Below are 24,891 nucleotides of genomic sequence, written 5' to 3'. Positions count from 1 at the left end.
TCGGCCGCCTCCGTGACATGCGAGCACCCCTCCCTGTAGCGGCGTTGGCACGCACAGTAGTGCAACTGGTTTGCCAAGAGTGGGTAATTGGGAGGTCTGCCCGGCACCTTCACCGGGCACGGTACGTGCATGACCGATTACCAGGACAACCATCCGGCTTACCTCACGTTTCGGATGACCGTGATGGACGGCCCGCTCGCGGCGTTCGCGGAGCAGGAGGCGTGGCAGGCGAGGGACCGGTATCCGAAGGTGATGGGGCTGGGGTTGCCGGAGTTTCTGTATATGGGGGAGTGCGAGTCGGGGGGTTGGGAGACGTTGGGGTTCGGGCACGTGCTCCCTCAGGGCGCGCGGGACTCCCTCGGCGCGTACTTCCACATCAAGGCGAGGTCCGAGGAGGACGAGAAGATCCGCCGCAAGTGGCAGGCAGCCGCGAAGCGGATGGACCGCGAGGCCATCGACGAGATCACGGTGCTGGGCCGACGTCACCGCATCGTCCGGGTCTGCCGGTTCCTGCGGATGGGGCAGGGCGGGCCGGAGCCGCCACGCCCCTCCGACCGTGACAGCCCGGACGTCGGCGATCAGGAGGTCCTGACGCCGAAGGACAAGGGCCACGTGGTCGACGTCTACAACTGGACGGGCCTCTCCGAGGGCATCCTCAAGATGGAACTCCTCGACTTCGTCAACGCGCGCGACTCCGACAGCGAGGAGGGGTACATCGACTCGCACGTGGCCAAGCGGGCGTACCCCGGCGGCGTCCTGATGCCGCCCGTGTTCACGGTCTCCGAGCGCCGCGACGGAGTCTGGGGCGCGTTCAACATCGCCAGCTCCTACCCCACCGCACAGGGCGCCCGCGACGCCCTCGCGATGTGGCTGCGCCTGCACGGGCCCTGGGAACTCGGCCTCGACGACGCGAAGAAGGCCGAGTGGGCGGCGCTGGCCGACAAACTCGACGAGACCCGCGCCAACGCCCTCCTCGTCGACGGCGTCCGCTACCGCGTCACCCGCGTCGAACGCCTCGTCCGCATGGGCCCCGACGGCCCCGAACCCCCGCGCCCCTCCGACTACGACCCCGACGACCCCGCCGACGTCCAAGCCGAACGCCTCAAGGCCGAGGGCCTGCTGAACGAGGACGAGGACGACCCCACCCCCCTCGACCCCCAGGTCTCCGCCGACATCGACGCCTACCGCAAACTCTGGGACGCGGAACGCGAACGCAAACGCGCCTGGCGCAAGGCAAGGGGCATGCGCGACCTGGACTGACGACGACGCCGGACCTCCTCCAGGGTGGTCCGGCGTCGGGCCCACCCGCGATCACGCCGACGTCCCCTCACACGCGGTCCGGCGTTGCGGGTTCCTCGGCCGGGGTCGGCTTCCTCGGTGCCGTCCCCGGCTGGGCCGTGCCCCGCAACCCCGTCACCACGACCACCGTCGCCGCCAACACCCCGATGCCGACCGCCCGGAGCGCCGCGCCCATCCCCGCCGCCAGGTCCGTGTGCCCCGCGAGCAGCGTGCCCGAGACGGCGACGCCGAGGGCCGCGCCGATCTCGCGGGCGGAGGTGCCGAGGCCGGAGGCCAGGCCCGCCTGGGGAGTGGGGAGGGACGTCGCGACGCCCAGGGTCAGGGCGGGCATGGCCAGCCCCGTGCCCGCCGAGATCGTCAGGAGCCAGCAGGCGTACAGGGGGTACGGGGTACCGGCGTCCGCCGTGGACGCGGCGAGCAGGCCGACGCCGATCAGGGCGAGGCCCGCGCCGACCACCGGACGCGGGTGCGCCGACCAGCGCGCGGCGAACTTCGGGACCAGCGCCATGCCGACGATCACCGGGAGGATCGCGACGCCGGTGACGCCGGGCCCGTACCCCTTCACCTCTTGCAGGTACTGCGAGTTGACGAAGAACAGCGCGAAGAGACCGAAGAAGCCGGTGGCCAGACCGAGGACGGTGGCACGGAGGGCGGGGGAGCGGAAGACACGGGGGTCGAAGAGGGGGGTACGGGGTCCGCCTCTACGCGGTTCGCCTCCGCGCGGCTGCCCCGAAACCGACCCCACCGCCGACACCGTCCCCGCCGCCCTCAACGACCTCCACACGAACCCCCCGACCAGCCCCGCCCCCGCCCCGAACGCCGTCAGGATCGACGGGGACGTCCAGCCGTGCTCGGGGCTCTCGATGATGCCGAACAGCACCGCGACCAGACCGGACGTGAGGAGCAACGTCCCCAGGGGGTCGAGGGAGTTGTGGGGGGAACGGGGGGTACGGGGGGTACGGGGGACGGTCGTCGCGACGGCCAGCGCGAGGACGCCCGCCAGCGGGACCATCACCCCGAACAGCGCCCGCCACGTGAGGAACTGCCCCACGAGCCCGCCCCCGAGGTTGCCGACCATCCCGCCGAGCCCGATCGCCAGCGTCCAGGACGCCATCGCCTGCGCCCGCCGCGCGGGCCCCGCGAGGTGCACGACGAGGGACATCGTCGCCGGCGTGATGAGCGCGGCCCCGGCCCCGGAGATCCCCCGCCCGGCGATCAGCAGCGCGGGCGCGCCCGCCAGCGCACTGACCCCGGCCCCGACCCCGAACAACCCGAGCCCGGCGAGAAGGGCCCCTTTGCGGCCGTACCGATCGCCGAAGGCCCCCGCGGGGATCAGCAGCCCGGCGAAGACGATGACGTACGCGTCGACGGTCCACAGGATCTCCGCGTGCGACGGCCGCAGCCCCGACCCCGCGAGCTGCGGGATGAGCAGGTTGATCGCGGCGACCATGCTCTGCGCGACGAGCACGCAGGCGCACAGCGCGAGCAGGGTGGAGCGTTTCAGGGCAGGCGAGGGCACGGCTCCTCCAGGAGCGGATGACGGTGTGGGATTCCCGGCCGGCGGGCCCTCTCACCGTAGGCTCGGACCGACCTGCGCTCCAGTGCAACCTTCACAAGGGATGAATGCGCGTGACGCAATCCGCTGATGTCGACCTCAACCTCCTGCTCGCCCTCGACGTCCTCCTCGAAGAGCAGAGCGTCCAGGGCGCCGCCCGCCGCCTGCACCTCTCCGAACCCGCGATGAGCCGCACCCTCGGCCGCATCCGCAAGGCCCTCGGCGACCCGGTCCTCGTCCGGGCGGGCCGCCGCATGGTCCCCACGCCCCGCGCCCTCGCCGTCCGCGCGGAGGTCGGCGCCGTCGTCGAACGGGCCCGCGCGGTGTTCACCCCGGCCGACACCGACCTGACGACCGTCGTCCGGACGTTCTCGATCCTCGGCCACGACGCCATAGCCGCCGCCCACGGCCCCGCCCTCCTCGCCCGCGCCGCCGCCGAGGCGCCCGGCGTCCGCCTGCGCTTCCTCTCCGAGAGCCACCTCGACGGGCCGTTCCTGCGCGAGGGCACCGCCGACCTCGAAGTCGGCGTCATCGACACGACCTCGCCCGAGGTACGGACCGAACTCCTCCTGGACGACCGGATGGTGGGCGTCTGCCGCCCCGGACACCCCCTGCTGGACGGCGAGTTGACGCCCGAGCGGTTCGCCCGGGACGCCGATCACCTCATCGTGTCCCGGCGGGGCAGGCTGCACGGGCCAGTTGACACCGCGCTCGCCGAACTCGGCCTGGAACGCCGGGTCGTGGGCACCGTCGGGTCGCTGCCGTCGTCCCTGTTCGTGCTGCGGGACACCGATCTCGTCGGGCTCGACACGGGGTGGGGGGCGCCGCTGGCACGGTCGTTGGGGCTCGTCCACTTCGACGTGCCGCTCGCGCTGCCGCCGTTGCGGCTCGGGATGGCCTGGCATCCGAGGTATGAGGCGGATCCGGCGCACGCGTGGCTGCGGAAGGTGGTGCGGGAAGTACTGGTGCCGTGAGGTGCCCTCGCCGTGAAGTTCCCCTGCCACGAAGGGGGTTGAGGGCGCTCTCCGGACGTTTCCAGGTCCGTCCGAAGAGCGCCCTCGCGGAACGCCGGCCGCGGCTCGGGCCGATATGCGAGAGCGGCCCTGCCCGAACCGCGCTGCCGGCGGTGGTGTTATGGCGCGAGGTCCGTCGCGATCTCCCGCAGGGCCTCCGTCGCGCAGCGCAGCAGGCCGGGGCCGAAGGTCACGCGGGTCGCGCCGAGCGTGCCGAGGTCGGCCGGGGTGGGGCCGTCCGTCGGGTCGCCGAAGACGTTGATCGGGCCCGCGATGCCCGCCCGCAGCAGGGGCAGGGTCACCGGGGGCGCGAGGATCGGGTACACGCAGTCCGCGCCGGCCGCCACGTACAGCGCGGCCCGCTCGATCGCCGCCTCCGGAGAGGCGACACCGCGTACGAAGGTGTCGATCCGGGCGTTGACGAACAGGCTCGCGCCCGCCGCCGCCCTCACCTCCGCGAGCCAGTCCGCGTGCTCGTGCGGATCCTTGAGGACTTCCCCACGTGAGTCCTCAAGGTTGCACCCGACCACGCCCGCCTCCAGGAGCCGTTCCACCAGCTCCTTCGGCGCCAGCCCGTACCCGTCCTCGACGTCCGCCGACACCGGGACGTCCACGGCGCGCGCGATCCGTGTCACCGCCGCGAACATCTCCCGTGCCGGGGTCCGGCCGTCCGCGTAGCCCAGCGAGGCCGCCACGCCCGCGCTGGGCGTCGCCAGCGCCGGGAAGCCCGCGTCCGCGAACACCCGCGCGCTCACCGCGTCCCACGCGCCCGCCAGCACCAGCGGGTCGTCCGGACGGCGTCTGCGGTGCAGCGCGCGGAAGAACTCCGTCCTGCTCACCCGGCGTTCCCGGGCTGGTAGTGGCCCGCGACCATCCTCGTCGTGACGCCGATCCTGTTCCACGCGTTGATCACCGTCACGACCGAGATCAGCTGCGCCAGCTCCTCCTCGCCGAACAGTTTCGCCGCCCTGCCGTACACCTCGTCCGACACCGGGCCGCTCGGCAGCAGCGTCATCGCCTCCGCGAGTTCCAGTGCCGCCGTCTCCCGTTCCGTGTAGAAGTGGCGCGACTCCTCCCACACCGTCAGCTGCATCAGCCGCTCCACGCTCTCGCCGGCCGCCAGCGCGTCCTTGCTGTGCATGTCCACGCAGAACGCGCACCCGTTGAGCTGCGAGACCCGTACCTTCACGAGTTCCCTCATCGCCGGCTCGACCCCCTGCCGGGCCGCCGCGTCCAGCCTCACCAGCGCCCGGTACACCTCCGGCGCCCGCTCCGCCAGCACCATCCTCGGACAGTGCTCCCCCACGTACCCCTCGTCGTCCGTCTTCTCCCGCTTCGTCTCCGTCGCACTCATGTCATCGAGCCTAGGAGCCGGGCAGCCCAGCGATATGGTCCACTCCGGCACGGAAAACGTGGGCCATTTGGGAGGCGGGATGGCGCAGGAGGAGGGGGTGTCGGGGGACGACGCCGTTGTTACCCCCGGGCTTGCGGGGATTCCGGCGGCCGGGGTGGGGGATGCCGCTGTGGCCGTTTACGGGGATGCCGGGGACGGTGAGGTTGGTGGTGGTGGGAGTGGGCTTGGGGCGCTTGGGGTTGATCTGCATCTTGATCTGAGCGGGTCGCGTCGGAGGCGGGGGCTCACGGACGCGATTCGGGAGGCTGTGCGGAGTGGGCGGTTGGCGCCGGGGACGCGGTTGCCGTCGTCGCGGGTGTTGGCGGTGGATCTGGGGGTGGCTCGGAACACCGTCGCCGACGCGTATGCGGATCTTGTGGCCGAGGGGTGGCTCACCGCGCGGCAAGGGGCGGGGACGCGGGTCGCCGAGCGGGCCGTGCCGAAGCCGGTCGTCCGGGGGGCGGGGCATCGGCGGGAGCCGGGGCGGCCCCGGTACAGCCTGTTGCCGGGGAGTCCCGACCTCGCCGCGTTTCCGCGTGCGGAGTGGTTGAAGGCGGCGCGGCGGGCGTTCACCGCGGCGCCGAGTGACGCCCTCGGGTACGGGGATCCCCGGGGGCGGATCGAACTGCGGGCCGCGCTCGCGGGGTACCTCGCGCGGGTGCGGGGTGTGCGGGCCGATCCCGAGCACATCCTCGTCTCCACCGGGTTCTCCCACAGTCTCCGGGTTCTCGGTGAACTCCTCCACGCGCGCGGCGTGCGCGCACTCGCCGTCGAGACGTACGGGCTCCCGCCCCACTGGGCGATCCTCGAGAACGCCGGGCTCACGACGACGCCGCTGCCCTTCGACACCCACGGCACGCGTGTCTCCGACCTTCCCTCCGACGCCGGGGCCCTCCTCCTCACGCCCTCGCACCAGTTCCCCATGGGCGTCGCCCTCCACTCCGAGCGGCGGGCCGCGATCGTGGACTGGGCCCGGCGGACGGGGGGACTGATCCTTGAGGACGACTACGACGGGGAGTTTCGCTACGACCGTCAACCTGTGGGCGCGCTCCAGGACCTGGACCCCGATCACGTCGTCTACCTCGGGACCGCCAGCAAGTCCCTCGCGCCGGGGTTGCGGCTCGCGTGGCTGGTTCTGCCGCCGGCGCTCACGGCGGAGGCGGCGCGCTTGAGCGGGGCGCAGTCGACGAGCGTCCTGGAGCAACTGACCCTCGCTGAATTCATCGACTCCGGTGCCTACGACCGTCACGTCCGCGCGTCCCGGCTCCGTTACCGGCGGCGCCGGGACGACCTGGTCGCCGCCGTCGCCGCCCACGCTCCCGACGTCCACGTCACCGGCATCGCCGCCGGGCTCCACGCCGTGCTCCTCCTTCCGCCCGGTACCGAAGACTCCGTCATCCACGCCGCCGCCTGGCAGAGCCTCGCCCTCTACGGCCTCTCCCGCTTCCGCCACACCACGATCCCCACATCCCCCGACGCCCTCGTAGTCGGCTACGGCACCCCCTCCGACCACACCTGGCCTCCGGCCCTGGACGCCCTGTGCAGAGTCCTGCCATGAGGAGGGGGCCGACGGGGGTGGTGGATCATGCGCGGGCCCGTCGTGGCCATTCGCGCAGTTCCCCGCGCCCCTGAGGAAGTGGTGGGCTGATGTGGGGTGGTGCAGTGCGGGTCCGCCGTGGCTGGTCGCGCAGTTCCCCGCGCCCCTGACAGGCGCTGTCGCGCCATGGTCAGGGGGCGCGGGCCTGTGACTGCTCTGCAACTACCACCGCAAGCACACACCCCACCACCTCAGCCACCACCGCCCCAGGGGCGCGGGGAACTGCGCGAATACCACGACGGGCCCGCAGGCAACATGACCGCCTGAGCCGCCACTTCCTCAGGGGCGCGGGGAACTGCGCAAAACCACGACGGGCCCGCAGCCGACACGACCGCCTCAGCTGCCACTTCCTCAGGGGCGCGGGGAACTGCGCGAATACCACGACGGGCCCGCAGGCAACATGACCGCCTGAGCTGCCACTTCCTCAGGGGCGCGGGGAACTGCGCGAATGGCCACGACGCGCCCGCAGGCGACACAGCCACCTCAGCCACCCCCTCTCCAGGGGCGCGGGGAACTGCGCGATCAGCCACGACGCACCTGCGGTTACGGCACCGCCTCGGCCACTTCCTCCGGCGCCTCGCCGAATCGGGCCAAGGTCAGTGCGCCTGCCACGGCGACTGCGAAGCCCAGGAGGGCTAGCCAGGTGAGGCCAGGTCGGGTGTGGTCGCCCAACCAGAGGATGCCTACGGCGGCGGGCGCGAGGGTTTCGCCGAGGATCATGCCGGCGGTGGCGGAGGTGACGGACCCGCGTTGGATGGCGGAGGTGAGGAGGAGGAAGGCGGCAGCGCCGCCGAGGAGGAGCGCGTAAACAGAGGGGTTGGTGAGGAGGGCGGGGACGCGGAGGGAGTCGATCAGGCGGACACCGACCTCGACGACCCCGAAGCCGAACCCGGCGCCGAGGCCGAGCAGGGGCGCCCGCCCCCGCTCGGGCAGCCGCCCGGCGAGGGAGCCGAGGAGGAGGACACAGAGGGCGGCGCAGAGGATGCCCCAACGGAGGATTTCGGAGCCGCCCCGAGACCCTTCCGCGCCGGAGGCGAGCGCCAGCATGCCGAGCCCCGCACAGACGACCCCGACGGCCCCCCACTCGACCCGACTGAGCCGCACCCGAAGCATCCGAGCCGCCACAACAGCGGTCACCGCGAGACTCGCGGCGAGGGCGGCACCCACCGCATAGATCGGCACAGCCCGAAGCGCGAGCACCTGAAACACGAACCCGAGCCCGTCGAGAAGCAGCCCGGCGAGATACCGCCACTGCCGAAGGGCCCGCAGCAGCAGGGCCGTATCCCCGCCCCCACCGTCCACCACGGCCCGAGTGGCCACCGCCTGCCAGACCGTGGCCGTCCCGAAACACACCGAGGCAGCCAGCGCACACACCATCCCAAACATCACAAACGGACTGTAGGGGAGCGGCACCCCCTGGGGGCGCCCGCACACGGACTCTCACCGATCTCTAGGCTGACCCCCGAACGAGAGATCGAACAAACACGGGGAGAACAGAACATGGCGGACACGCCCAGAAGGCTGCGTTCGAGCACGGTCGTCCTCGGCGGCGTCGGAATCCTCGCGGTGGCCCTCACCGCCTGTTCCTCCGACCCGGACAAACGCTGCGTGGACCGGGACAGCTACGACGCGGCGAAGGGCTACAAGGTCGTCGCGGACAAGAACTGCAAGTCGGGCGGCTCCAGCGGCGGTTCGTCGTCCTCGCACACGGTCTGGTACTACGGCGGAAAGAAGAAGGGCTCGTACGTGGAGGGCGGCTCCCTGAGCAAGTCCCGCAAGTCCTCGGGGAGTTCGAGCGGAGGCTCGTCCAGCAGCAGCGGCGGAAGCGGCAGCAGCGGTGTAGACCGAGGCGGCTTCGGCGGCGGCGACGGCCACAGCTCAGGCGGCTGAGCGGCGACGGCAGCGGAAGCAGAACCCCGAACATGATCCGCCACACCATCACCCCCCGCCCCGACTGGCAGCGCACGGTCGAGGAGCAGGGCCTGATCTACCCCCTCACCCGCCACCCGGACGGCACCCTGCGCCCGTACTGGGACGAGAGCGCCTACTACTCCTTCACCCTCGACGAGGTCGAGGCGCTGGAGGAGACCGTCGAGGAACTGCACCGCATGTGCCTCGCGGCGGCGGCCCACATGGTCGACACGGACCGCTTCGCGGACCTCGGCATCACCGACCCCCGCGTCGCCGCCGCCGTCGCCGAGTCCTGGCACCGCCGGGCCGAACTCCCGTCCGTCTACGGCCGTTTCGACCTCCGCTACGACGGCACGGGCCCGGCGAAGCTGCTGGAGTACAACGCCGACACCCCGACCTCGCTCGTGGAGGCGGCCTCCCCCCAGTGGTTCTGGATGGAGGACCGCTTCCCCGGCGCCGACCAGTGGAACTCCCTCCACGAACGCCTGGTAGCGGCTTGGAAGAAGCAGGCCGCCCTCCTTCCCCCGGGCGCCCCCCTCCACTTCGCGCACTCCACCGCCGATGAACTCGGCGAGGACCTGATGACCGTCGCCTACCTCAAGGAGACGGCCGAACAGGCGGGCCTGGAAACGGAGTGGATCCCCGTCGAGGACATCGGCTTCGACCGCCTCTCCGGCCGCTTCGTCGACAACAAGCTCCGTTTCATCCGCAGTTGCTTCAAGCTCTACCCCTGGGAATGGCTGACGACGGACCGCTTCGCCGGCCACGTCCTCGACACCCTCGACAACGGCGGCGGCACCGGCAGCACCCTCTGGATCGAACCGGCCTGGAAGATGCTCCTCAGCAACAAGGCCCTCCTCGCCGTCCTCTGGGAGCTGTACCCCGACCACCCGAACCTCCTTCCGGCGTACCTGGACGGCCCCCGGGAGCTGACCGAGTACGTCTCGAAACCCTTGCTGGGCCGCGAGGGCGCCGGGGTCACCGTCCACCCGGCGGGCGCCGCCGTCGTCCGCGAAGAGCCCTGCTGCTATCAGCAACTGGCCCCGCTGCCCGACTTCGACGGCAACCACGTCGTGCTCGGCGCGTGGACGGTCGAGGGGGAGTCCGCGGGGCTCGGCATCCGGGAGTCGTCGGGGCTCGTCACCGACGGGTACGCGAGATTCGTGCCGCACCTGATCCAGGGTTGAGACTTTTCGGCGATCGCCCCTGGGCCGTCGTCGAAAAGTCTCACAGGGTGGGTCAATGAAACGATAGAAGGCATGACGACCGCGAAATTCGTGCTCGAAGTCACTGTCGACCCCGAACGTCCCGTCGAGGAACTGGGCCGCATCCTGCGGTACTGGGGCGGCAACCTGCACCACTACGCGCTGGAACCCGGCGACGGGAGCGCCGTGTACGACTCGGCGTATCGGGAAGTGGGCCGGTGGCGGGTCGAGGCCGGCGGGTAGGCTGGGGGCGGGTCGTGACTGGCGCGCTGGGATGGGACGGACCATCGGGGAGCGGCCCGGAGTGAGCTAGTGCCGTGCGCCTGGGCCGAACTGAACGCCGAACGCCGTAAGTCCTACGTCCGGAGGTCTCATGTCCGAGCCCCTGTCCCGCCAGTCCACCGCCTTCCGCGCCGCGCTCGACGTGATCCGCGAGGTCGAGCCCCGCGTCGCCGACGCGATCGGCCAGGAGGTCCACGACCAGCGCGAGATGCTGAAGCTGATCGCGTCCGAGAACTACGCCTCCCCGGCGACGCTGCTGGCGATGGGGAACTGGTTCAGCGACAAGTACGCCGAGGGCACGGTCGGCCGCCGCTTCTACGCCGGGTGCCGCAACGTCGACACGGTCGAGTCGCTGGCCGCCGAGCACGCCCGCGAACTGTTCGGCGCCCGCCACGCGTACGTCCAGCCGCACTCCGGGATCGACGCCAACCTCGTCGCCTTCTGGGCCGTCCTCGCCGACCGCGTCGAGGTGCCCTTCCTCGCGAAGGCCGGCGTCCGCCAGATGAACGACCTCTCCGAGGCCGACTGGGCCGAGCTGCGCCACGCCTTCGGCAACCAGCGCATGCTCGGCATGTCCCTCGACGCGGGCGGCCACCTCACCCACGGGTTCCGGCCCAACATCTCCGGCAAGATGTTCGACCAGCGCTCCTACGGCACCGACCCCGTCACCGGGCTCATCGACTACGACGCCCTGCGCGTCCAGGCCCGCGAGTTCAAGCCGCTCGTCATCGTCGCCGGCTACTCCGCCTACCCCCGGCTGGTGAACTTCCGCCTCATGCGGGAGATCGCGGACGAGGTCGGCGCGACCCTCATGGTCGACATGGCCCACTTCGCGGGCCTCGTCGCGGGCAAGGTCCTCACCGGCGACTTCGACCCCGTCCCGCACGCCCAGATCGTCACCACGACCACCCACAAGTCCCTGCGCGGCCCGCGCGGCGGCATGGTCCTGTGCGACGACTCCCTCAAGGACCAGGTCGACCGGGGCTGCCCGATGGTCCTCGGCGGCCCGCTCCCGCACGTGATGGCCGCCAAGGCGGTCGCCCTGGCCGAGGCCCGCCGGCCCGACTTCCAGGACTACGCCCAGCGCATCGTCGACAACTCCCGCGCCCTCGCCGAGGGCCTGATGCGCAGGGGCGCGACCCTCGTCACCGGCGGCACGGACAACCACCTCAACCTCATCGACGTCGAGACCTCCTACGGCCTCACCGGCCGCCAGGCGGAGGCCGCCCTCCTCGACTCCGGCATCGTCACCAACCGCAACGCCATCCCCGCCGACCCCAACGGCGCCTGGTACACCTCCGGCATCCGCGTCGGCACCCCCGCCCTGACGACCCGGGGCCTCGGCACCGCCGAGATGGACGAGGTGGCCGGCCTGATCGACCGCGTCCTGACGACGACGGAGGCCGGGACGACCAAGTCGGGCGCCCCCTCGAAGGCGGCCCACGTCCTGGACGAGAAGGTCTCCCAGGAGATCGCCCAGCGGGCGACGGACCTGGTGAAGGGCTTCCCGCTGTACCCGGAGATCGACCTGGGCTGAAGGGCTTGAGCCTTTCGGGTCCTTCCGGGGTGTGCGGGCCGCCGCCCCCACACCCCGGACCACTCCCCACCCCGGCCGCGCGCCAACTCCGCTCGCGGAACCTGAGAGAATGGGCCCATGGCCTCTGCTCGACCCCGTGTGCTCTCCGGTATCCAGCCCACCGCCGGCTCGTTCCACCTCGGCAACTACCTCGGCGCGGTGCGCCAGTGGGTGGCGCTGCAGGAGTCCCACGACGCGTTCTACATGGTCGTCGACCTGCACGCGATCACGATCCCGCAGGACCCGAAGGAGCTGCGGGCGAACACGAGGATGGCGGTGGCGCAGCTCCTCGCGGCGGGCCTGGACCCGGACCGCTGCACGCTGTTCGTCCAGAGCCACGTCCCGGAGCACGCCCAGCTCGCCTGGGTCATGAACTGCCTGACCGGCTTCGGCGAGGCGTCGCGGATGACGCAGTTCAAGGACAAGTCGGCGAAGCAGGGCGCGGACCGCGCGAGCGTCGGCCTGTTCACGTACCCGATCCTCCAGGTCGCCGACATCCTGATGTACCAGGCGAACGAGGTGCCCGTCGGCGAGGACCAGCGCCAGCACATCGAGCTGACCCGCGACCTCGCGGAACGCTTCAACAGCCGGTTCGGCGAGACGTTCACGATCCCGAAGCCGTACATCCTGAAGGAGACGGCGAAGATCTACGACCTCCAGGACCCGACGATCAAGATGAGCAAGTCGGCGTCGACGCCGAAGGGCCTCATCAACCTCCTGGACGACCCGAAGGCGACCGCGAAGAAGGTCAAGAGCGCCGTCACGGACACCGACACGGTCGTCCGCTACGACACCGAGAACAAGCCGGGCGTCAGCAACCTCCTGACGATCTACTCGACGCTGACCGGCAAGACCGTCGCCGAGCTGGAGGCCGAGTACGAGGGGAAGATGTACGGCGCCCTCAAGACGGACCTCGCGGACGTCGTCGTGGATTTCGTCACCCCGTTCAAGGAGCGCACCCAGCAGTACCTGGACGACCCGGAGACGCTGGACGCGCTGCTCGCGAAGGGCGCCGAGAAGGCCCGCGCCGTGGCCGCCGAGACCCTGGCGAGCACGTACGAGCGCGTCGGCTTCCTGCCCGCCAAGCACTGACGCTCCCGGAGCGCTGAACATCACTCCGGCTGCGCCTGCCCCTACGCGGGCCGTGGCCTTACAGTCGATAGCCGGAACGGCACGACACCAGACGACAGGAGACGACGTGGGGACCGTAACGATCGGCGTGTCGATCGCGGTCCCGGAGCCTCACGGCAGCCTGCTCCAGGAGCTGCGCGCGGGCTTCGGCGACGCCGCCGCGCACGGCATCCCCACGCACGTCACCCTGCTCCCGCCGACCGAGATCGCGGACGACGCGCTCACGGCCGTCGACGCGCACCTGACGGACGTCGCCCGCGCGGGCCGCCCGTTCCCGATGCGCCTCGACGGCACCGGTACCTTCCGGCCGCTGTCCCCGGTCGTCTTCGTCCGGATCGTCGAGGGCGCCGAGGGGTGCACCCGCCTCCAGCAGCAGGTCCGCGACGCGTCGGGGCCCATCGCCCGCGACCTCCAGTTCCCCTACCACCCGCACGTCACCATCGCCCACGGCATCGACGAGGCGGCCATGGACCGCGCCTACGAGGAGCTGTCCGGCTACGAGGCCGAGTGGTCCTGCACCGGCTTCGCCCTCTACGAGCAGGGCGCGGACGGTGTGTGGCGCAAGCTGCGCGAGTACCCGTTCGGCAGCCCGCTGGTCCCGCCGCAGGCGTCCGCGCCGGTGGCCGAGGACTCGATCCCGAGCCTCTGATCCCGGGTTTTCAGACCGGCAGTCGGCGGAACACCCCGCGCGGGACGTGTCGCAGCGCCGACATCACCACCCGCAGCACCCCCGGCACCCACACCGTCTCCGCCCGCCTGCGCAGCCCCGCCTCGATCGCCGTCGCGACCGCCTCGGGCGTGGTGGCCAGCGGAGCCTCGGGCAGGCCGGCCGTCATCCGGGTACGGACGAAGCCGGGGCGGACGACCATGACGTGCACCCCGGTGCCGTGCAGCGCGTCGCCGAGGCCCTGGGCGAACGCGTCGAGGCCCGCCTTGCTGGAGCCGTAGATGAAGTTCGCGCGCCGTGCCCGCTCCCCGGCGACGGAGGAGAGCACCACCAGCGAGCCGTGCCCCTGCGCCTGGAGCGCGCGGGCGGCCACCAGCCCCGAGGAGACGGCCCCCGTGTAGTTCGTCTGCGCCACGCGCGCGGCGGCCAGCGGTTCGCGCTCGTCGTGCGCCTGGTCCCCGAGCACGCCGAACGCGAGCAGGACGACGTCGATGTCGCCCTCCGCGAAGACCTTGCCGAGCGCGGTCTCGTGGGACTCGGCGTCCAGGGCGTCGAAGGCGACCGTGCGGACGTCCGCGCCGAGCGCCCCGAGGTCGCGGGCGGCCCGCTCCAGGGCGGGGGAGGGGCGGCCGGCGAGCCACACCGTGCGCGTGCGGCGGGCGATCAGGCGGCGGGCGGTCGCGAGGGCGATCTCGGAGGTGCCGCCGAGGACGAGGAGGGACTGGGGGAGGCCGAAGGCGTCTTTCACGGGGCTCCTTGAGGGCTGGGGTGGCGGGCGGGGGCCTTTGGAGGCTTCAGAGGCTGAGTCGGCGCGCGAGGTCCGAGACGAACACCCCGCGTGGGTCGAGCTGGGCGCGCAGCTCGCGGAAGTCGTCCACGCGCGCGTACATCGCGGTGAGGAGGTCGGGCCGCAGCCGGGAGTCCTTGGCGAGGTACACGCGCCCGCCCGCGCCGGCGACCTCCTCGTCCAGCTCGTCCAGGAAGGCCGCGAGGCCGGGCAGGGCGGCCGGGACGTCCAGGGCGAGGGTCCAGCCGGGGCGCGGGAAGGAGAGCCAGCCGGGGTCGGCCTCGCCGAACCGCTTGAGGACCGCGAGGAACGACGGGCAGCGCCGCTCGGACACCCGCCGCACGATCCGCCGCAGCGCCTCCTCCTGCCCGTGCGGGACGACGAACTGGTACTGCACGAACCCGCCCCGCCCGTAGACCCGGTTCCAGTGCGGGACGCCGTCCAGCGGATGGAAGAACGCCGGGATCCGCTGCAACTCGCCCGCCCGCGTGCGAGGGGCCCGCCGGTACCAGAGTTCGTTGAAGAGGCCGACGGTCGTGCGGGTGAGCAGGCCGCCGGGGACGAAGGAGGGGGCGGTGGGCAGCCGGGCGGGCCGGAACGCCAGCGGGGCCTTGCGCGCGCGTGCGGGGAGGGCGTCCAGCGGGGCGTGGTCCCCGCGCGTGAGGACCGCGCGGCCCGTCGCCGCCCCGCGCGCGAGGAGGTCGATCCAGGCGACCGAGTACCGGTGGCGGTGGTCGCCCCCGGTCAGCCGGGCCAGCAGGTCGTCCAGGTCGGCCGCGCGCTCGGTGTCGACGGCCATCAGGGACGACTCGACGGGCAGCAGGCGCACGCGCGCGGTGAGGATCACCCCGGTCAGGCCCATGCCGCCGGCGGTCGCGTCGAACAGGGGGGTGCCCTGGCGGACGGTGCGGACCGTGCCGTCGGCGGTGAGGAGTTCGAACGAGGGGACGTGGCGGGCGAAGGCGCCGGACGCGTGGTGGTTCTTGCCGTGGATGTCGGCGCCGATCGCGCCCCCGACGGTGACGTACCGGGTGCCCGGCGTGACCGGCACGAACCAGCCCAGCGGCAGCAGGACCTCCATCAGGCGGTGCAGGGAGACGCCCGCGTCGCACAGGACGACCCCCTCGGCGGCGTCGATCGCGTGGACCCGGTCCAGGCCGGTCATGTCCAGGACGGCGCCGCCCGCGTTCTGCGCCGCGTCCCCGTACGCCCGCCCCAGGCCCCTCGGGATCCCTCCCCGGGCCCCGCAGTCACGGACGGCCGCCACGGCCTCCTCGTACGTCCCTGGGCGGATCAGACGGGCCGTGGTGGGAGCGGTGCGGCCCCATCCGGTGACGGAAACGGTCTCGGCAGGCATGTCGGCGACCGTAGCGCCCCTCTGTAGGCGTTTTGTCCTGAAACCTCGTCAACATCAAATCCCCTCCCCGAAATGGGTGATAAATGGGATTTCGCTCAATATTGCCGGTCGGGCGGCCGGTCGGGCGTGAACAGTGAGCCGCTATGACCGCTATGACCGCTATGGACGAGGGCTGTGACCGGCGCCTGCTGACCGCGCCCCACGCGCGCGGGCGGGCGCTGGGTGAGGGCGAGCGAGCGCTGGGTGAGGGCGGGCGGGGCGGCCTCCTCGCCGGTCTCCTCAGGACCGCACGGCCCCGGCAGTGGGTCAAGAACGTCCTCGTCGTCGCCGCGCCCGCCGCCGCCGGACGCCTGCTGTCCTGGCACGCGGCCGGTCAACTCGCCCTCGTCTTCGGCCTGTTCACCGTCTGCGCCGCCGCCGTCTACCTCGTCAACGACGCCCGGGACGCCGACGCCGACCGCGCCCACCCCGTCAAACGGCACCGGCCGGTCGCCGCCGGGCAGGTCCCCGTGCCCCTCGCGTACGGCCTGGGCGGCGTTCTGGCGGCCTCGGGGCCCGCGCTGGCGCTCCGGCTGTCCACGCCCGCCGTCGCGGCGCTCCTGGCGGCGTACGTGGCGTTGCAACTCGCGTACTGCGTGCGGCTCAAGCACGTCCTCGTCGTCGACCTGGCCGTCGTCTCCACCGGGTTCCTCATGCGCGCGGGCGCCGGCGGGCTCGCGCTCGGCATCCCGCTGTCGCGCTGGTTCCTCATCACCACCGGGTTCGGGGCGCTGTTCATGGTCGCCGCCAAGCGGTACTCCGAGGCCGTGCAGATGGGCGGCGACGCGGGCGCTACGCGTGCGCTGCTCACCGCGTACACCGCCGGGTACCTGCGGTTCGTCTGGCAACTCGCCGCCGGGGCCGCCGTCCTCGGGTACTGCCTGTGGGCGCTGGAAGGGGACGGCCACGCGTACGCGGGCGTGCTGCCCTGGCGGCAGTTGTCCGTGGTCGCGTTCGTGCTGGCGGTGCTGCGGTACGCCGTCTTCGCGGACCGGGGGGCCGCCGGGGAGCCGGAGAAGGTCGTGCTGGGGGATCGGGCGCTGGCGGTCATCGGGGTGGTGTGGGCGGTGATGTACGGGCTGGCGGTGGCGCGCTGGTGAACGGGACGGCGTACAGTTCCGCGGTTTTGGGGAACCCGGACCTGGGTCTTCCGTCACTAGGTGAGGCAGAGTTCGGATCATGGACTGGCTGAAAACGCTTCCGGTTGTGGGGCCGTGGGTGGTCCGGCTGTCGGCCACGCACGCGTGGCGGTCGTACGAGCGGCTGGACAAGGTGAAGTGGACGCGGCTCGCGGCGGCGATGACGTTCATCAGCTTCGTCTCGCTGTTCCCGCTGCTGACGCTGGCCGCGGCGGTCACGGCGGCCACGCTCAGCGGCGATCAGCAGAAGCGGCTCGAAGACCGCATCGCCGACCAGGTCCCCGGCATCTCCGGACAGCTCGACGTCGCCTCCCTCGTCCAGAACGCCGGGACCGTCGGGCTCATCGCCGGTGCGGTCCTGCTGTTCACCGGGCTCGGCTGGGTCGGCCAGATCCGTGACTGCCTGCGCGCGGTCTGGGAACTTCCCGACGACGACGCCAACCCCGTCCTCGTCAAGGCCAAGGACGCGGGCGTCCTCCTCGGCTTCGGCGGCGCCGTCCTCGTCACCTTCGCGGCCTCCACGGTCGCCTCCTGGGCGGTTGGTCTCATCGCCGACGCCCTCGGTCTCGACCAGCACAGCTGGGGTGCCCTCCTGCTGCGCGTCGTCGCCTTCGCGGTCGCCGTCCTCGCCGACTTCCTGCTCCTCCTCTACGTCCTCACCCTCCTCCCCGGCGTCGACCCACCCCGCCACCGCCTCCTCACCGCCGCCCTCATCGGCGCCCTCGGCTTCGAACTCCTCAAACTCGTCCTCAGCGGCTACCTCCAATCCGTCGCCACCAAATCCATGTACGGCGCCTTCGGCGTCCCCGTCGCCCTCCTCCTCTGGATCAACCTCACAGCGAAGCTGGTGCTGTATTGCGCGGCTTGGACGGCTACGCGGGGGGCGTCGGCGGGGGAGGTCGAGGGGGAGGGGAAGTGAGGGGGCGCTGGTAGGGGGCTCGCCAGGCACAGCGGGGCCGGTAGCCGAGGGGGGGAAGTGAGGGGGCGCCGGCAGGGGGTTCGCCAGGGACGACGGGGCTGGTAGCCGCGGGGTACGGCGCAGGCGCCGGGGCGAGCCTTGGGGGCGACGGGGCGGGAATCTTGGCCGGCGGAAGCGCTGGCCGGCGGGAACGCTGGCTGGCGGAAGCGTTGGGCGCCGGGAGGTTTGGGCGGTCGGAGTTCTGGCTGCTGGGAATTCTGGGCGGCGGCAGCACTGGTTGGCGGGTGCTCTGGTCGGCGGGAGCACCGGCCGATGGGGGTCCTGGCTGGCGGGTGCCCTGGCCGCTAGGAACGTTGGCCGATGGGAACCCCGGCTGACGGGAGTCCGTGTGCTCGGCGGGGCCGGGTGAGTGGGTGGCCCGCCTGGTGGTCGTCCGGGGGGAGACCCCGCCCGGCGGAGCCGAAGGTCTGCCGCTCCGGCCCGCGCGCGGGTGCTGCCCCCGTCGCGCCGCGAGGACGTCCGCGCGGGCACTTGTGCCACGGACCCCGCAGCTCGCCGGGCGCCCGTGCGGCCCTTCGCGGACGGGGCGGGAGAGTCGGTGAGGCGCCGCGAGGAGCGACCGGCGATGCCTCCGGCGGGGCGGACGCCCGCGTCCCTCCTGCCGGACCGTGCCTGTGAGGTGCGAGCCCGCACGGTGCGGCTCGCGAACACCATCGGCTTCCGCTCTCCGGCCCGCGTTCCCCTTCCGCGAGGCCGCCTTGTCCCGCTGCCCCGGCCCTCGCTTTCGGCTCTCCGCAAGCTGCTCCTCAGTCGCCCGCGCGCCGCGCGCCCGTGCGGAGCGGCGTCCGCGATGTCCCGCGTGCCCGCGCGGGCACGGCTTCCGAAACGCCGTGCGGCCCTGTGCTCCCTGTCTCCTTCGCCGCGACGCCGTTCCGCCCCGCCCCCCGGTGTGCTCACCGCCTCCGCAGGGGCCACTTGCGGTTGACCAGAAATGCGCCCCCGGCGAGGGTGAGGAGGGCGGCGGCGGTGATGGCGAGGGCTGTGCCGATGCCGCTGGTGCTGGAGGGGGTGGACTTCGCGGCGATGGGGGACGTGCCGCCGCCGGCCTGGCCCTCGGGGGTGGGGGTGGAGCCGGGCCGGGGGGTGGAGAGGGTGGCGTTCTTCGGGGGGACGAGTTCGCCGATGGGACGGACCTTGCCGGCGGCCTGGAAGCCCCAGTCGAAGAGGGCGGCGGTCTCCTTGTAGACCTCGTTGTGGGCTTCCTTGGCGGGGTTCATGACGGTGACCAGCAGAACGCGCCCGGCCCGTTCGGCGACGCCCGTGAACGTCGCGCCCGCGTTGGTGGTGTTGCCGTTCTTGACGCCCGCGATCCCCGGGTACTGGGCGATGTCGTAGTCGCCGCTGAGCAGCCGGTTCGTGTTCTGGATCTCGAAGGGCGTCCGGGACGTCTTCCCGGTCTTCGCGTCCTTCTTGGTCTGCCCCGGGAACTTCGCGCGCACGGTCGACGCGTACTCGCGGAAGTCCTTCTTCTGCAACCCGGACCGCGCGATCAGCGTGAGGTCGTACGCGGACGACACCTGCCCCGGCGCGTCGTACCCGTCGGGAGACACCACGTGCGTGTCGAGCGCCTGAAGCTCCTCCGCGTGGGAGTTCATCTCGTCCACCGTCGCGCGCACGCCCCCGTTCATCGCGGACAGCACCCGCACGGCGTCGTTCCCGGACCGCAGGAACACCCCGAGCCACAGGTCGTGCACCGAGTACGTCTCGCCCTCCTTTATCCCGACGAGACTGGACCCGGCCCCCATGCCCGCCAGCTCGGCCGGCGTCACCTTGTGCTGGGTCGTCTTCGGGAAGCGCGGCAGGACGGTGTCCGCGAACAGCATCTTCATGGTGGACGCCGGCGGCAGCCGCCAGTGCGCGTTGTGCGCGGCCAGCACCTCCCCGGACTCCGCGTCCGCGACGATCCAGGACCGCGCGGTGACGTCCTTCGGCAGCACGGGCGCCCCGTTCGCCAGATCCGCCTGCGTCCCCGGCAGCCCCAGCCGCGCCCCGCCGACCGTGGACATCTTCGCGGGCGGCGTCACCGAGGGCGTCGGCGACGGGGACGGCGAGGGCGCGGCGACGGCGAAGGGCGCGGTGAGCGCGGCGGTCGCGAGCGTGGCTGCGGTGACCGTCAGGGATCGCCTGACCGTCCGTTTCATGGGTGCGGGCACGCCCCAGAACGTACCCGCCACCCCCGCCGGACTCCCAGCGCGCCCGTCCCCCGCCTCCTGGAACCGGACACCCGACGGCGATACTGGGCCCATGAAGCTCACCCGCCCCCTCTCCTGGTTCCTGCTCGCCTTCGGGGTGTGGAGCTGGGTCATTCGGGTCACCTTCCATAACACGCCGGCCACTTGCCGCAAGATCACGCTAAAGGAGCAGGTGAGACCTCATGTCCACCTCCTGGGGCTCGGCCCGACCGGGTAGCGAGACCCCTCCCCCCTTCCTAGCGACGGCGGAACCGCCTACGGGGTTCCCGACAGCGTGACTCTGGCCAGTTCATCGGACTGTGGCCAGGCCGATGAGCCGGGAAACGCGTGCGGCGAGGTGAGCCCTGCCACTCGTCGCACACGGGAGTGGCAGGGCGTGGCGGAAAGTCGGTTACGGCTGCCGGAAGGTGAGTCGTTGTCCTTTGAGTACGTCGTCCGCTACCGCCCCACGCCGACGGCGACCACGCAGTCCGGGCAGGCGTAGAGCGTTACGCCGGGCCCGCTCGCGCGGACGAATCGGTCGCCGTCTGCCCAACGCACTGTCCACAGGCACGGCTTGCCCAAGCGGGAACCGGGCCAGAGCACTGCGCATGCTCGGTTTTCTCGTCGTGTTCACCCAGCACGCACAGAACCTCAGTGGGAACTATGTCCTCCCATTCTTCTGCTGCCACGGGCAGCGCCGAGAGGGGGCTCACGCCGACCCTTCTCGGCACCTCGATGAAGGCGGTGCATTGCAGCGGCATGATCGGCCGTGATCCTCGTTCGTCTGTGTCGGAAGGAAAGGAAGCCCCGCCGGTACGCCACGGGGCATACCGGCGGGGAGTCAGGGCGTGCCTTCTCCTTACGCGTCCTGTACTCGGCGCTGTTCGGCCGCCGCACCGGGGCTACTGCGCGCCCAAGGACGTCTGCCAGCGTCCGCGCGACAGGTGACACACCCCGTCGGGGGTGATCCGGAGGTTCGCGCCGAGCAGTGGCAACGAGCCCTCGGTGTTGAGTTGGAACCGGATGCGTTCCAGGGCGTCCCACAGGCGCTGAGGGCCGCTTTGGTGCACTTCCGGCGGGTCGTCGAGCCGTTCGGCGGATGCGCGGGCCCATGAACCGTCCGGGTGGATCAGGTAGGCGGTGCGACTGTCCCCGTCGGACCGGTAGTCGATCTCCACACCGGGCGTGGTGACTTCGAGCATGGAGCGCAGTTCCCACGCGTTCTCGATGTCCACCACGGGATAGCGTCCGCTGCTGCGGTGTTCCCCTTCCGCGTCGCGGGCGAGGGCGAACAACTCGGTTTGGGCGGGCGGGAAGTCGCTGCCGGAGCGGGTCGACATGAAACCGGCCATGTCCCGTTCCACCCGACCCACGACGTCCCCCGACCGGTCTTTCCAGCCGGTGACGAGCAGGCAGGTACGGGCGAGCGTCGTCACGAGGCGCCCGCCGGGTTCCAGTGCCCCGACCACGGCCCGGAGTCCGGGACCGGGGGAGAGCGCGACGGTGGCCACGATCCGGTCGTACGTGCCCGGTACCCACTCGGTGGCGTCCGCTGTGACCATCTTGGGGTGGTGGCCCATGCGGGCGAGCCGCTTACCGGCCACGCTGACCAGGTAGGGGTCAATGTCCAGGCTGGTCACGCAGTGGTCCCCGAGCCGGTGACAGGCGTACGCGGCGAGCCCACCGGCCCCGGTCCCGAGGTCCAGCAGCGACAGCCCGTCCCCGAGACGGCCGTGCCGCAGCATCCGCACCACCAGGGTCGGCAGCGTGGCGGACGAAGTGGTACGCCCCTGCGGCTGGTCACCGGGGTGCGCGCGGTCCGCGTGGAGCGAGCCGACTCGGATGATCAGCGAACGGTCCGCGTACGCGGCGCGCATCCATGCCGCATGGTCGGACGGCCCGTCACGGAGCTGCCATTTCTCGCCCGCGCGCTCCCACCAGCGGGGGACGAGTTCGTGACGGGGGGTGTGCGCGACCGCGCCCACCCAGCGGGAATCGGGATCAGTGACGTGCGACGCGAGCCGTGACGCGTGCTCTTCCCAGTCCATCGAGGTCCTTTCAGCGGTCCTGCCGGTCACTGCGGGTCGCACGAATCCGTGCTGGCAGGGGTGCAGTCGTTGGAGTCGTCCGGCGGGCATGCGGCCCGGGGCGCCGGGATGCGTGCCGCCAGGTCATGCCACGCCTTCCCGCCCAGCAGGTTGGCGAGCCGGGTTTCCCGGACGTTGCCCGCCGGGAAGCCGCGCGACAGCACGCATCCGGTGAGGTCCCCGTTCGGGAGAACGGCCGCGCGTCCTCGGGTGCACCTGCCGCACAGTTCGTCGAGCGACGGTGCGGTGCCGGGGAGCGCGGCACGGCCCACGGCGCGAACCCGGTCCGTTTTGATGGCCGTCACGCCCATGGATTCCAACTCCGCGACGGCTTCTGTGACGCGCTGCCCCGGAAGAATGTCCACGATCCCCGCCCGGAGCGTGATCCCCCGCGTGATGGCTTCCCAGATGTTGCACCGAGTACGGGCGTAACTCCCGTCGCGGCCAGTGATCTTGTCGTGTTCGGCCGGGTCGTCGCTGTAGTAACTCGTCGCCAGCGTCACGCCGTCCCGCTCGAACACCTCCCACCAGCCGGGCGCGACGTGAAACAAGTTGCTGTAGATCTCGACGTGCAGCCCGAGCGACAGCCCGAGGTCGGTGAACTCCCGCCAGTTGGGGTGAACGGTCGGTTCGCCCCCGATGAGCTGGACGGAACGGATGCCGAGCGCGGCGGCGTCGACGATGACCGCACGCCAGTCCTCGGGGGCCATCGTGCCGTGCGTGGCCTGCGGGCTGGACTCCGACAGGCAGTGCGTGCACGTCAGTTGGCACTTCCCGGTGATCTCCAGTTTTCCGACCGTCTCTCGCGAGAAGCTGGCTTGACCAGGCGCTTTGCGTGCCGGACATGTTCGGCACGTGTCCGGTCGAGGCTGCGGTGGCTGGCGTTCGCTAGGCCATCGCACTGGCCGTGGACCGGGATGCCTTTCGTCACGGGGCATCAGGCTGCGGTGTCGTCGCCGATCTGGAGTTCGTTCACCCATTCCTGGGCGGCCGCGAGGCTGGGAGCGGTGCCGACCACCTCATACGCGAACCCGGTCCACTCCTCCAGGACGCGCGGCTCGTCGGGCCGGAGGTGGCTGGCGCCGCCGTGCACGGGCCAGTGACGGCGGGAAAGGTCCATCGGGGGGCGGCGCCGTTTGTTGTAGGCGGCGAGTGGGTCGTCGGCGTCCACGCGCGGCACGGCGCGCGACGGCTGGTTCGACGGTCCGGGTCGGCGGTGCTTGCCCATGCGCTCGATACTCTCAGGCCGCGATCGTGGTCGGCCGGGCGGCGGCCAGTTCTTTTGCCCGAGTCCGTACGTCGTCGATCGCGGCGGTCTTGTACGGGCGGGCCGCGTCCAGCAGCGTGTTGAGCCGGGACACGACGAGGGTGGAGTCGATGCGGGCCGCGTCGTCGAGCGCCTGGTGGGCCGCAGCGGCGCCCTGCTCGACCTCGCCCTCGTCGAAGAGCGCGGCGGCCAGGCCGACGCGGTCCATGACGCGGACCCGGTCGAAGCCGGGCTTCCTGAGCTTGAGGGCGTCCTCGAAGTGGACGCTCGCGGCCCTGCGGCCACGGCCGAGTCCGGCGAGGTCGCGGGCGGAGACCGCTCGGGCGCCGGCGTGCTCGGCCGCGTCGAAGTACGCGACCCATTCGGGGACGTCGTCGCCGAGACCGTCCGCCAGGAGCTCGTCGGCGGTGCCGAGGTGCCTCTGGGCCGCTCGCTCGTCGCCGAGGGCCGCGTGCACCCGGCCGGTCTGCGAGGAGACCAGCGCCTTCGTCGCGGGCAGTGTGGCCTTCTTGGCGGCGGCGCCGAGCAGGCCGAGGGCGTCCTGGGGGTGCCCGAGGTAGATCATCTGGTGTGACATGCGGGTGACGATCTCCACCCCGCGGTCGCGCTGCCCGGCCTCGCCAGCGGCGTACGTGCCGTAACTCCACAGGCGCTGGGCGATGCCGTAGCGGCCGGCGTCATGGCTCACCCAGCCCGCGAGCGCCGCGAGGTCGGCGGTCGCCGCGAACACTCGGGCCTTCAGCTTCGGTGGGACGCCGTCCTGGATACGGCGGGCGACCTCGTCGAGCTGGGCGACGATCGCCGAGCGGTACAGGCCGCCGCCCTTGGAGGCGTCGGCCTTGGTGAAGAAGGCGGTCACCTCTTCGAGGGCGGTGACGGTGTCGGCGTCGAAGCCCTTGTGGTCATGGTTCAGTGCGCGGGCAGTGCCGCCGAGCATCCGTTCGGCGGCGAGGATCAGCGGGGCGCCGACGGCGAGCTTGAGGGTATCGCGGCGGTTCATGAAGTCCATCTGCGTCCATCCGGCCAGGGCCTGGGCCGCTGCTTCGGTCAGCAGCGGGAGCTGGATGCTATCCAGCACCACACCGGTACCCGTCAGGCCGAGATCACCGGCAGTGAGCGGCTGGCCGACCGCTTCCGAGAGGACGTCGGCGAGCAGGGCGGGGACCGGCGGGCGGGGCTTCTCGCCGTCGATCCAGCGTCGGATACGGGTGGCGTCGGGGGCGATCTGCCGGTGGCCTCGGGCTTTGCCCGCCACGGCGATCCGGCGGGCGATCTCCCCGTGGGACAGGCCGCTCGCCGCGGTCCACAGCGCCAGGTGCGGGTTGCCGGATCTGCTGGCCATCACTGTCTCGCCCTCCCCGCCTGCGTATACGGAGCGTGGCATTTTCGCCACGGTTCGCGACCCTTACGGTACTGGTCAGGAGCATAGGTGG

The 24,891-nt window shown here is 71.9% G+C and carries 22 protein-coding genes, 1 pseudogene and 1 riboswitch; of the genes and pseudogenes, 12 read left to right on the top strand and 11 right to left on the bottom strand.

The window, feature by feature from the left end:
* The first annotated feature begins 129 nt into the window (after window positions 1–129).
* Window positions 130–1,260 carry a DUF5954 family protein gene (locus IAG44_RS15260; protein WP_187747669.1) on the top strand — a complete coding sequence of 377 codons (1,131 nt, stop codon included), beginning with the start codon at window positions 130–132 and terminating at the stop codon, window positions 1,258–1,260.
* Window positions 1,261–1,327: 67 nt separating this feature from the next.
* On the opposite strand, the gene IAG44_RS15255 is transcribed toward IAG44_RS15260, so the two are convergent.
* Complete coding sequence (locus IAG44_RS15255) at window positions 1,328–2,818, bottom strand: MFS transporter (protein WP_187747668.1); 1,491 nt, start codon at window positions 2,816–2,818, stop codon at window positions 1,328–1,330.
* 104 nt (window positions 2,819–2,922) lie between these two features.
* On the opposite strand from IAG44_RS15255, the gene IAG44_RS15250 reads away from it, so the two are divergent.
* Window positions 2,923–3,828, top strand: a complete 906-nt coding sequence (locus IAG44_RS15250; RefSeq protein WP_187747667.1) for a LysR family transcriptional regulator — start codon at window positions 2,923–2,925, stop codon at window positions 3,826–3,828.
* A 158-nt stretch (window positions 3,829–3,986) separates the two neighbouring features.
* Here the strand turns inward: IAG44_RS15250 and IAG44_RS15245 are convergent, their stop codons facing one another.
* Window positions 3,987–4,706 carry an isocitrate lyase/PEP mutase family protein gene (locus IAG44_RS15245; protein ID WP_187747666.1) on the bottom strand — a complete coding sequence of 240 codons (720 nt, stop codon included), beginning with the start codon at window positions 4,704–4,706 and terminating at the stop codon, window positions 3,987–3,989.
* Window positions 4,703–5,221, bottom strand: a complete 519-nt coding sequence (locus IAG44_RS15240) for a carboxymuconolactone decarboxylase family protein (RefSeq protein ID WP_246561734.1) — start codon at window positions 5,219–5,221, stop codon at window positions 4,703–4,705. Before IAG44_RS15240 ends, IAG44_RS15245 begins: the two co-directional genes overlap by 4 nt.
* 79 nt (window positions 5,222–5,300) lie before the next feature.
* On the opposite strand from IAG44_RS15240, the gene pdxR reads away from it, so the two are divergent.
* Window positions 5,301–6,818, top strand: coding sequence for a MocR-like pyridoxine biosynthesis transcription factor PdxR (gene pdxR, locus IAG44_RS15235; RefSeq protein ID WP_187747665.1), 1,518 nt, complete (start codon window positions 5,301–5,303; stop codon window positions 6,816–6,818).
* 582 nt (window positions 6,819–7,400) lie between these two features.
* Here the strand turns inward: pdxR and IAG44_RS15230 are convergent.
* Window positions 7,401–8,234, bottom strand: coding sequence for a DMT family transporter (locus IAG44_RS15230; protein ID WP_187752698.1), 834 nt, complete (start codon window positions 8,232–8,234; stop codon window positions 7,401–7,403).
* A gap of 123 nt (window positions 8,235–8,357) precedes the next feature.
* Here IAG44_RS15230 and IAG44_RS15225 point away from each other — a divergent pair, with 123 nt between their 5' ends.
* From IAG44_RS15225 to IAG44_RS15200, 6 genes are all read left to right on the top strand, one after another.
* A complete protein-coding gene (locus IAG44_RS15225) occupies window positions 8,358–8,747 on the top strand; it encodes a hypothetical protein (protein WP_187747664.1) in 390 nt (129 codons plus the stop codon).
* Between the two features lie 32 nt (window positions 8,748–8,779).
* Complete coding sequence (locus tag IAG44_RS15220; RefSeq protein WP_187747663.1) at window positions 8,780–9,955, top strand: glutathionylspermidine synthase family protein; 1,176 nt, start codon at window positions 8,780–8,782, stop codon at window positions 9,953–9,955.
* Window positions 9,956–10,027: 72 nt separating this feature from the next.
* The gene (locus IAG44_RS15215; protein WP_187747662.1) at window positions 10,028–10,216 is read left to right on the top strand and encodes a hypothetical protein; all 189 of its coding nucleotides are present in this window, start codon (window positions 10,028–10,030) and stop codon (window positions 10,214–10,216) included.
* Window positions 10,217–10,220: 4 nt separating this feature from the next.
* Window positions 10,221–10,309: riboswitch (ZMP/ZTP riboswitch) on the top strand.
* Window positions 10,310–10,346: 37 nt separating this feature from the next.
* A complete protein-coding gene (locus tag IAG44_RS15210; protein WP_187747661.1) occupies window positions 10,347–11,792 on the top strand; it encodes a glycine hydroxymethyltransferase in 1,446 nt (481 codons plus the stop codon).
* Window positions 11,793–11,909: 117 nt separating this feature from the next.
* Window positions 11,910–12,923 carry a tryptophan--tRNA ligase gene (gene trpS, locus IAG44_RS15205; RefSeq protein WP_187747660.1) on the top strand — a complete coding sequence of 338 codons (1,014 nt, stop codon included), beginning with the start codon at window positions 11,910–11,912 and terminating at the stop codon, window positions 12,921–12,923.
* Between the two features lie 106 nt (window positions 12,924–13,029).
* Complete coding sequence (locus IAG44_RS15200) at window positions 13,030–13,611, top strand: 2'-5' RNA ligase family protein (RefSeq protein WP_187747659.1); 582 nt, start codon at window positions 13,030–13,032, stop codon at window positions 13,609–13,611.
* A 10-nt stretch (window positions 13,612–13,621) separates the two neighbouring features.
* Here the strand turns inward: IAG44_RS15200 and dprE2 are convergent, their stop codons facing one another.
* Entirely contained in the window at window positions 13,622–14,377 is a 756-nt protein-coding gene (gene dprE2, locus IAG44_RS15195) for a decaprenylphospho-beta-D-erythro-pentofuranosid-2-ulose 2-reductase (RefSeq protein ID WP_187747658.1), read from the bottom strand.
* 46 nt (window positions 14,378–14,423) lie between these two features.
* A complete protein-coding gene (gene dprE1, locus IAG44_RS15190) occupies window positions 14,424–15,773 on the bottom strand; it encodes a decaprenylphosphoryl-beta-D-ribose oxidase (protein WP_187747657.1) in 1,350 nt (449 codons plus the stop codon).
* Between the two features lie 143 nt (window positions 15,774–15,916).
* On the opposite strand from dprE1, the gene IAG44_RS15185 reads away from it, so the two are divergent.
* Window positions 15,917–16,912 (top strand): decaprenyl-phosphate phosphoribosyltransferase, encoded by a 996-nt coding sequence (locus IAG44_RS15185; RefSeq protein ID WP_246561733.1) that lies wholly within the window; start codon window positions 15,917–15,919, stop codon window positions 16,910–16,912.
* A gap of 79 nt (window positions 16,913–16,991) precedes the next feature.
* Entirely contained in the window at window positions 16,992–17,870 is an 879-nt protein-coding gene (locus IAG44_RS15180; RefSeq protein ID WP_187747656.1) for a YihY/virulence factor BrkB family protein, read from the top strand.
* A 953-nt stretch (window positions 17,871–18,823) separates the two neighbouring features.
* Here IAG44_RS15180 and IAG44_RS15175 read toward each other — a convergent pair.
* Window positions 18,824–20,083: a D-alanyl-D-alanine carboxypeptidase family protein gene (locus tag IAG44_RS15175; protein WP_343075736.1), complete on the bottom strand. Its 1,260-nt coding sequence runs from the start codon at window positions 20,081–20,083 to the stop codon at window positions 18,824–18,826.
* Window positions 20,084–20,174: 91 nt separating this feature from the next.
* On the opposite strand from IAG44_RS15175, the pseudogene IAG44_RS44750 reads away from it, so the two are divergent.
* A pseudogene (locus tag IAG44_RS44750) lies at window positions 20,175–20,249 on the top strand (SCO4848 family membrane protein); the annotation flags it as partial.
* 757 nt (window positions 20,250–21,006) lie between these two features.
* On the opposite strand, the gene IAG44_RS15165 reads toward IAG44_RS44750, so the two are convergent.
* The 4 genes from IAG44_RS15165 to IAG44_RS15150 form a co-directional block, all read right to left on the bottom strand.
* Window positions 21,007–22,152: a methyltransferase domain-containing protein gene (locus IAG44_RS15165; protein ID WP_187747654.1), complete on the bottom strand. Its 1,146-nt coding sequence runs from the start codon at window positions 22,150–22,152 to the stop codon at window positions 21,007–21,009.
* 26 nt (window positions 22,153–22,178) lie between these two features.
* Window positions 22,179–22,979 (bottom strand): radical SAM/SPASM domain-containing protein, encoded by an 801-nt coding sequence (locus IAG44_RS15160; protein ID WP_246564002.1) that lies wholly within the window; start codon window positions 22,977–22,979, stop codon window positions 22,179–22,181.
* 149 nt (window positions 22,980–23,128) lie between these two features.
* Window positions 23,129–23,419: a DUF6087 family protein gene (locus IAG44_RS15155; RefSeq protein WP_187747652.1), complete on the bottom strand. Its 291-nt coding sequence runs from the start codon at window positions 23,417–23,419 to the stop codon at window positions 23,129–23,131.
* 13 nt (window positions 23,420–23,432) lie between these two features.
* Entirely contained in the window at window positions 23,433–24,800 is a 1,368-nt protein-coding gene (locus IAG44_RS15150) for an NsdA family TPR-like regulatory protein (RefSeq protein WP_187747651.1), read from the bottom strand.
* Window positions 24,801–24,891 lie beyond the last annotated feature (91 nt).

The organism is Streptomyces roseirectus (genome assembly GCF_014489635.1).
GTDB classification, from domain to species: Bacteria; Actinomycetota; Actinomycetes; order Streptomycetales; family Streptomycetaceae; genus Streptomyces; species Streptomyces roseirectus.
The sequence above is the reverse complement of the archived record's forward strand: the minus strand, read 5'-3'. Positions and strand labels throughout refer to the sequence as shown.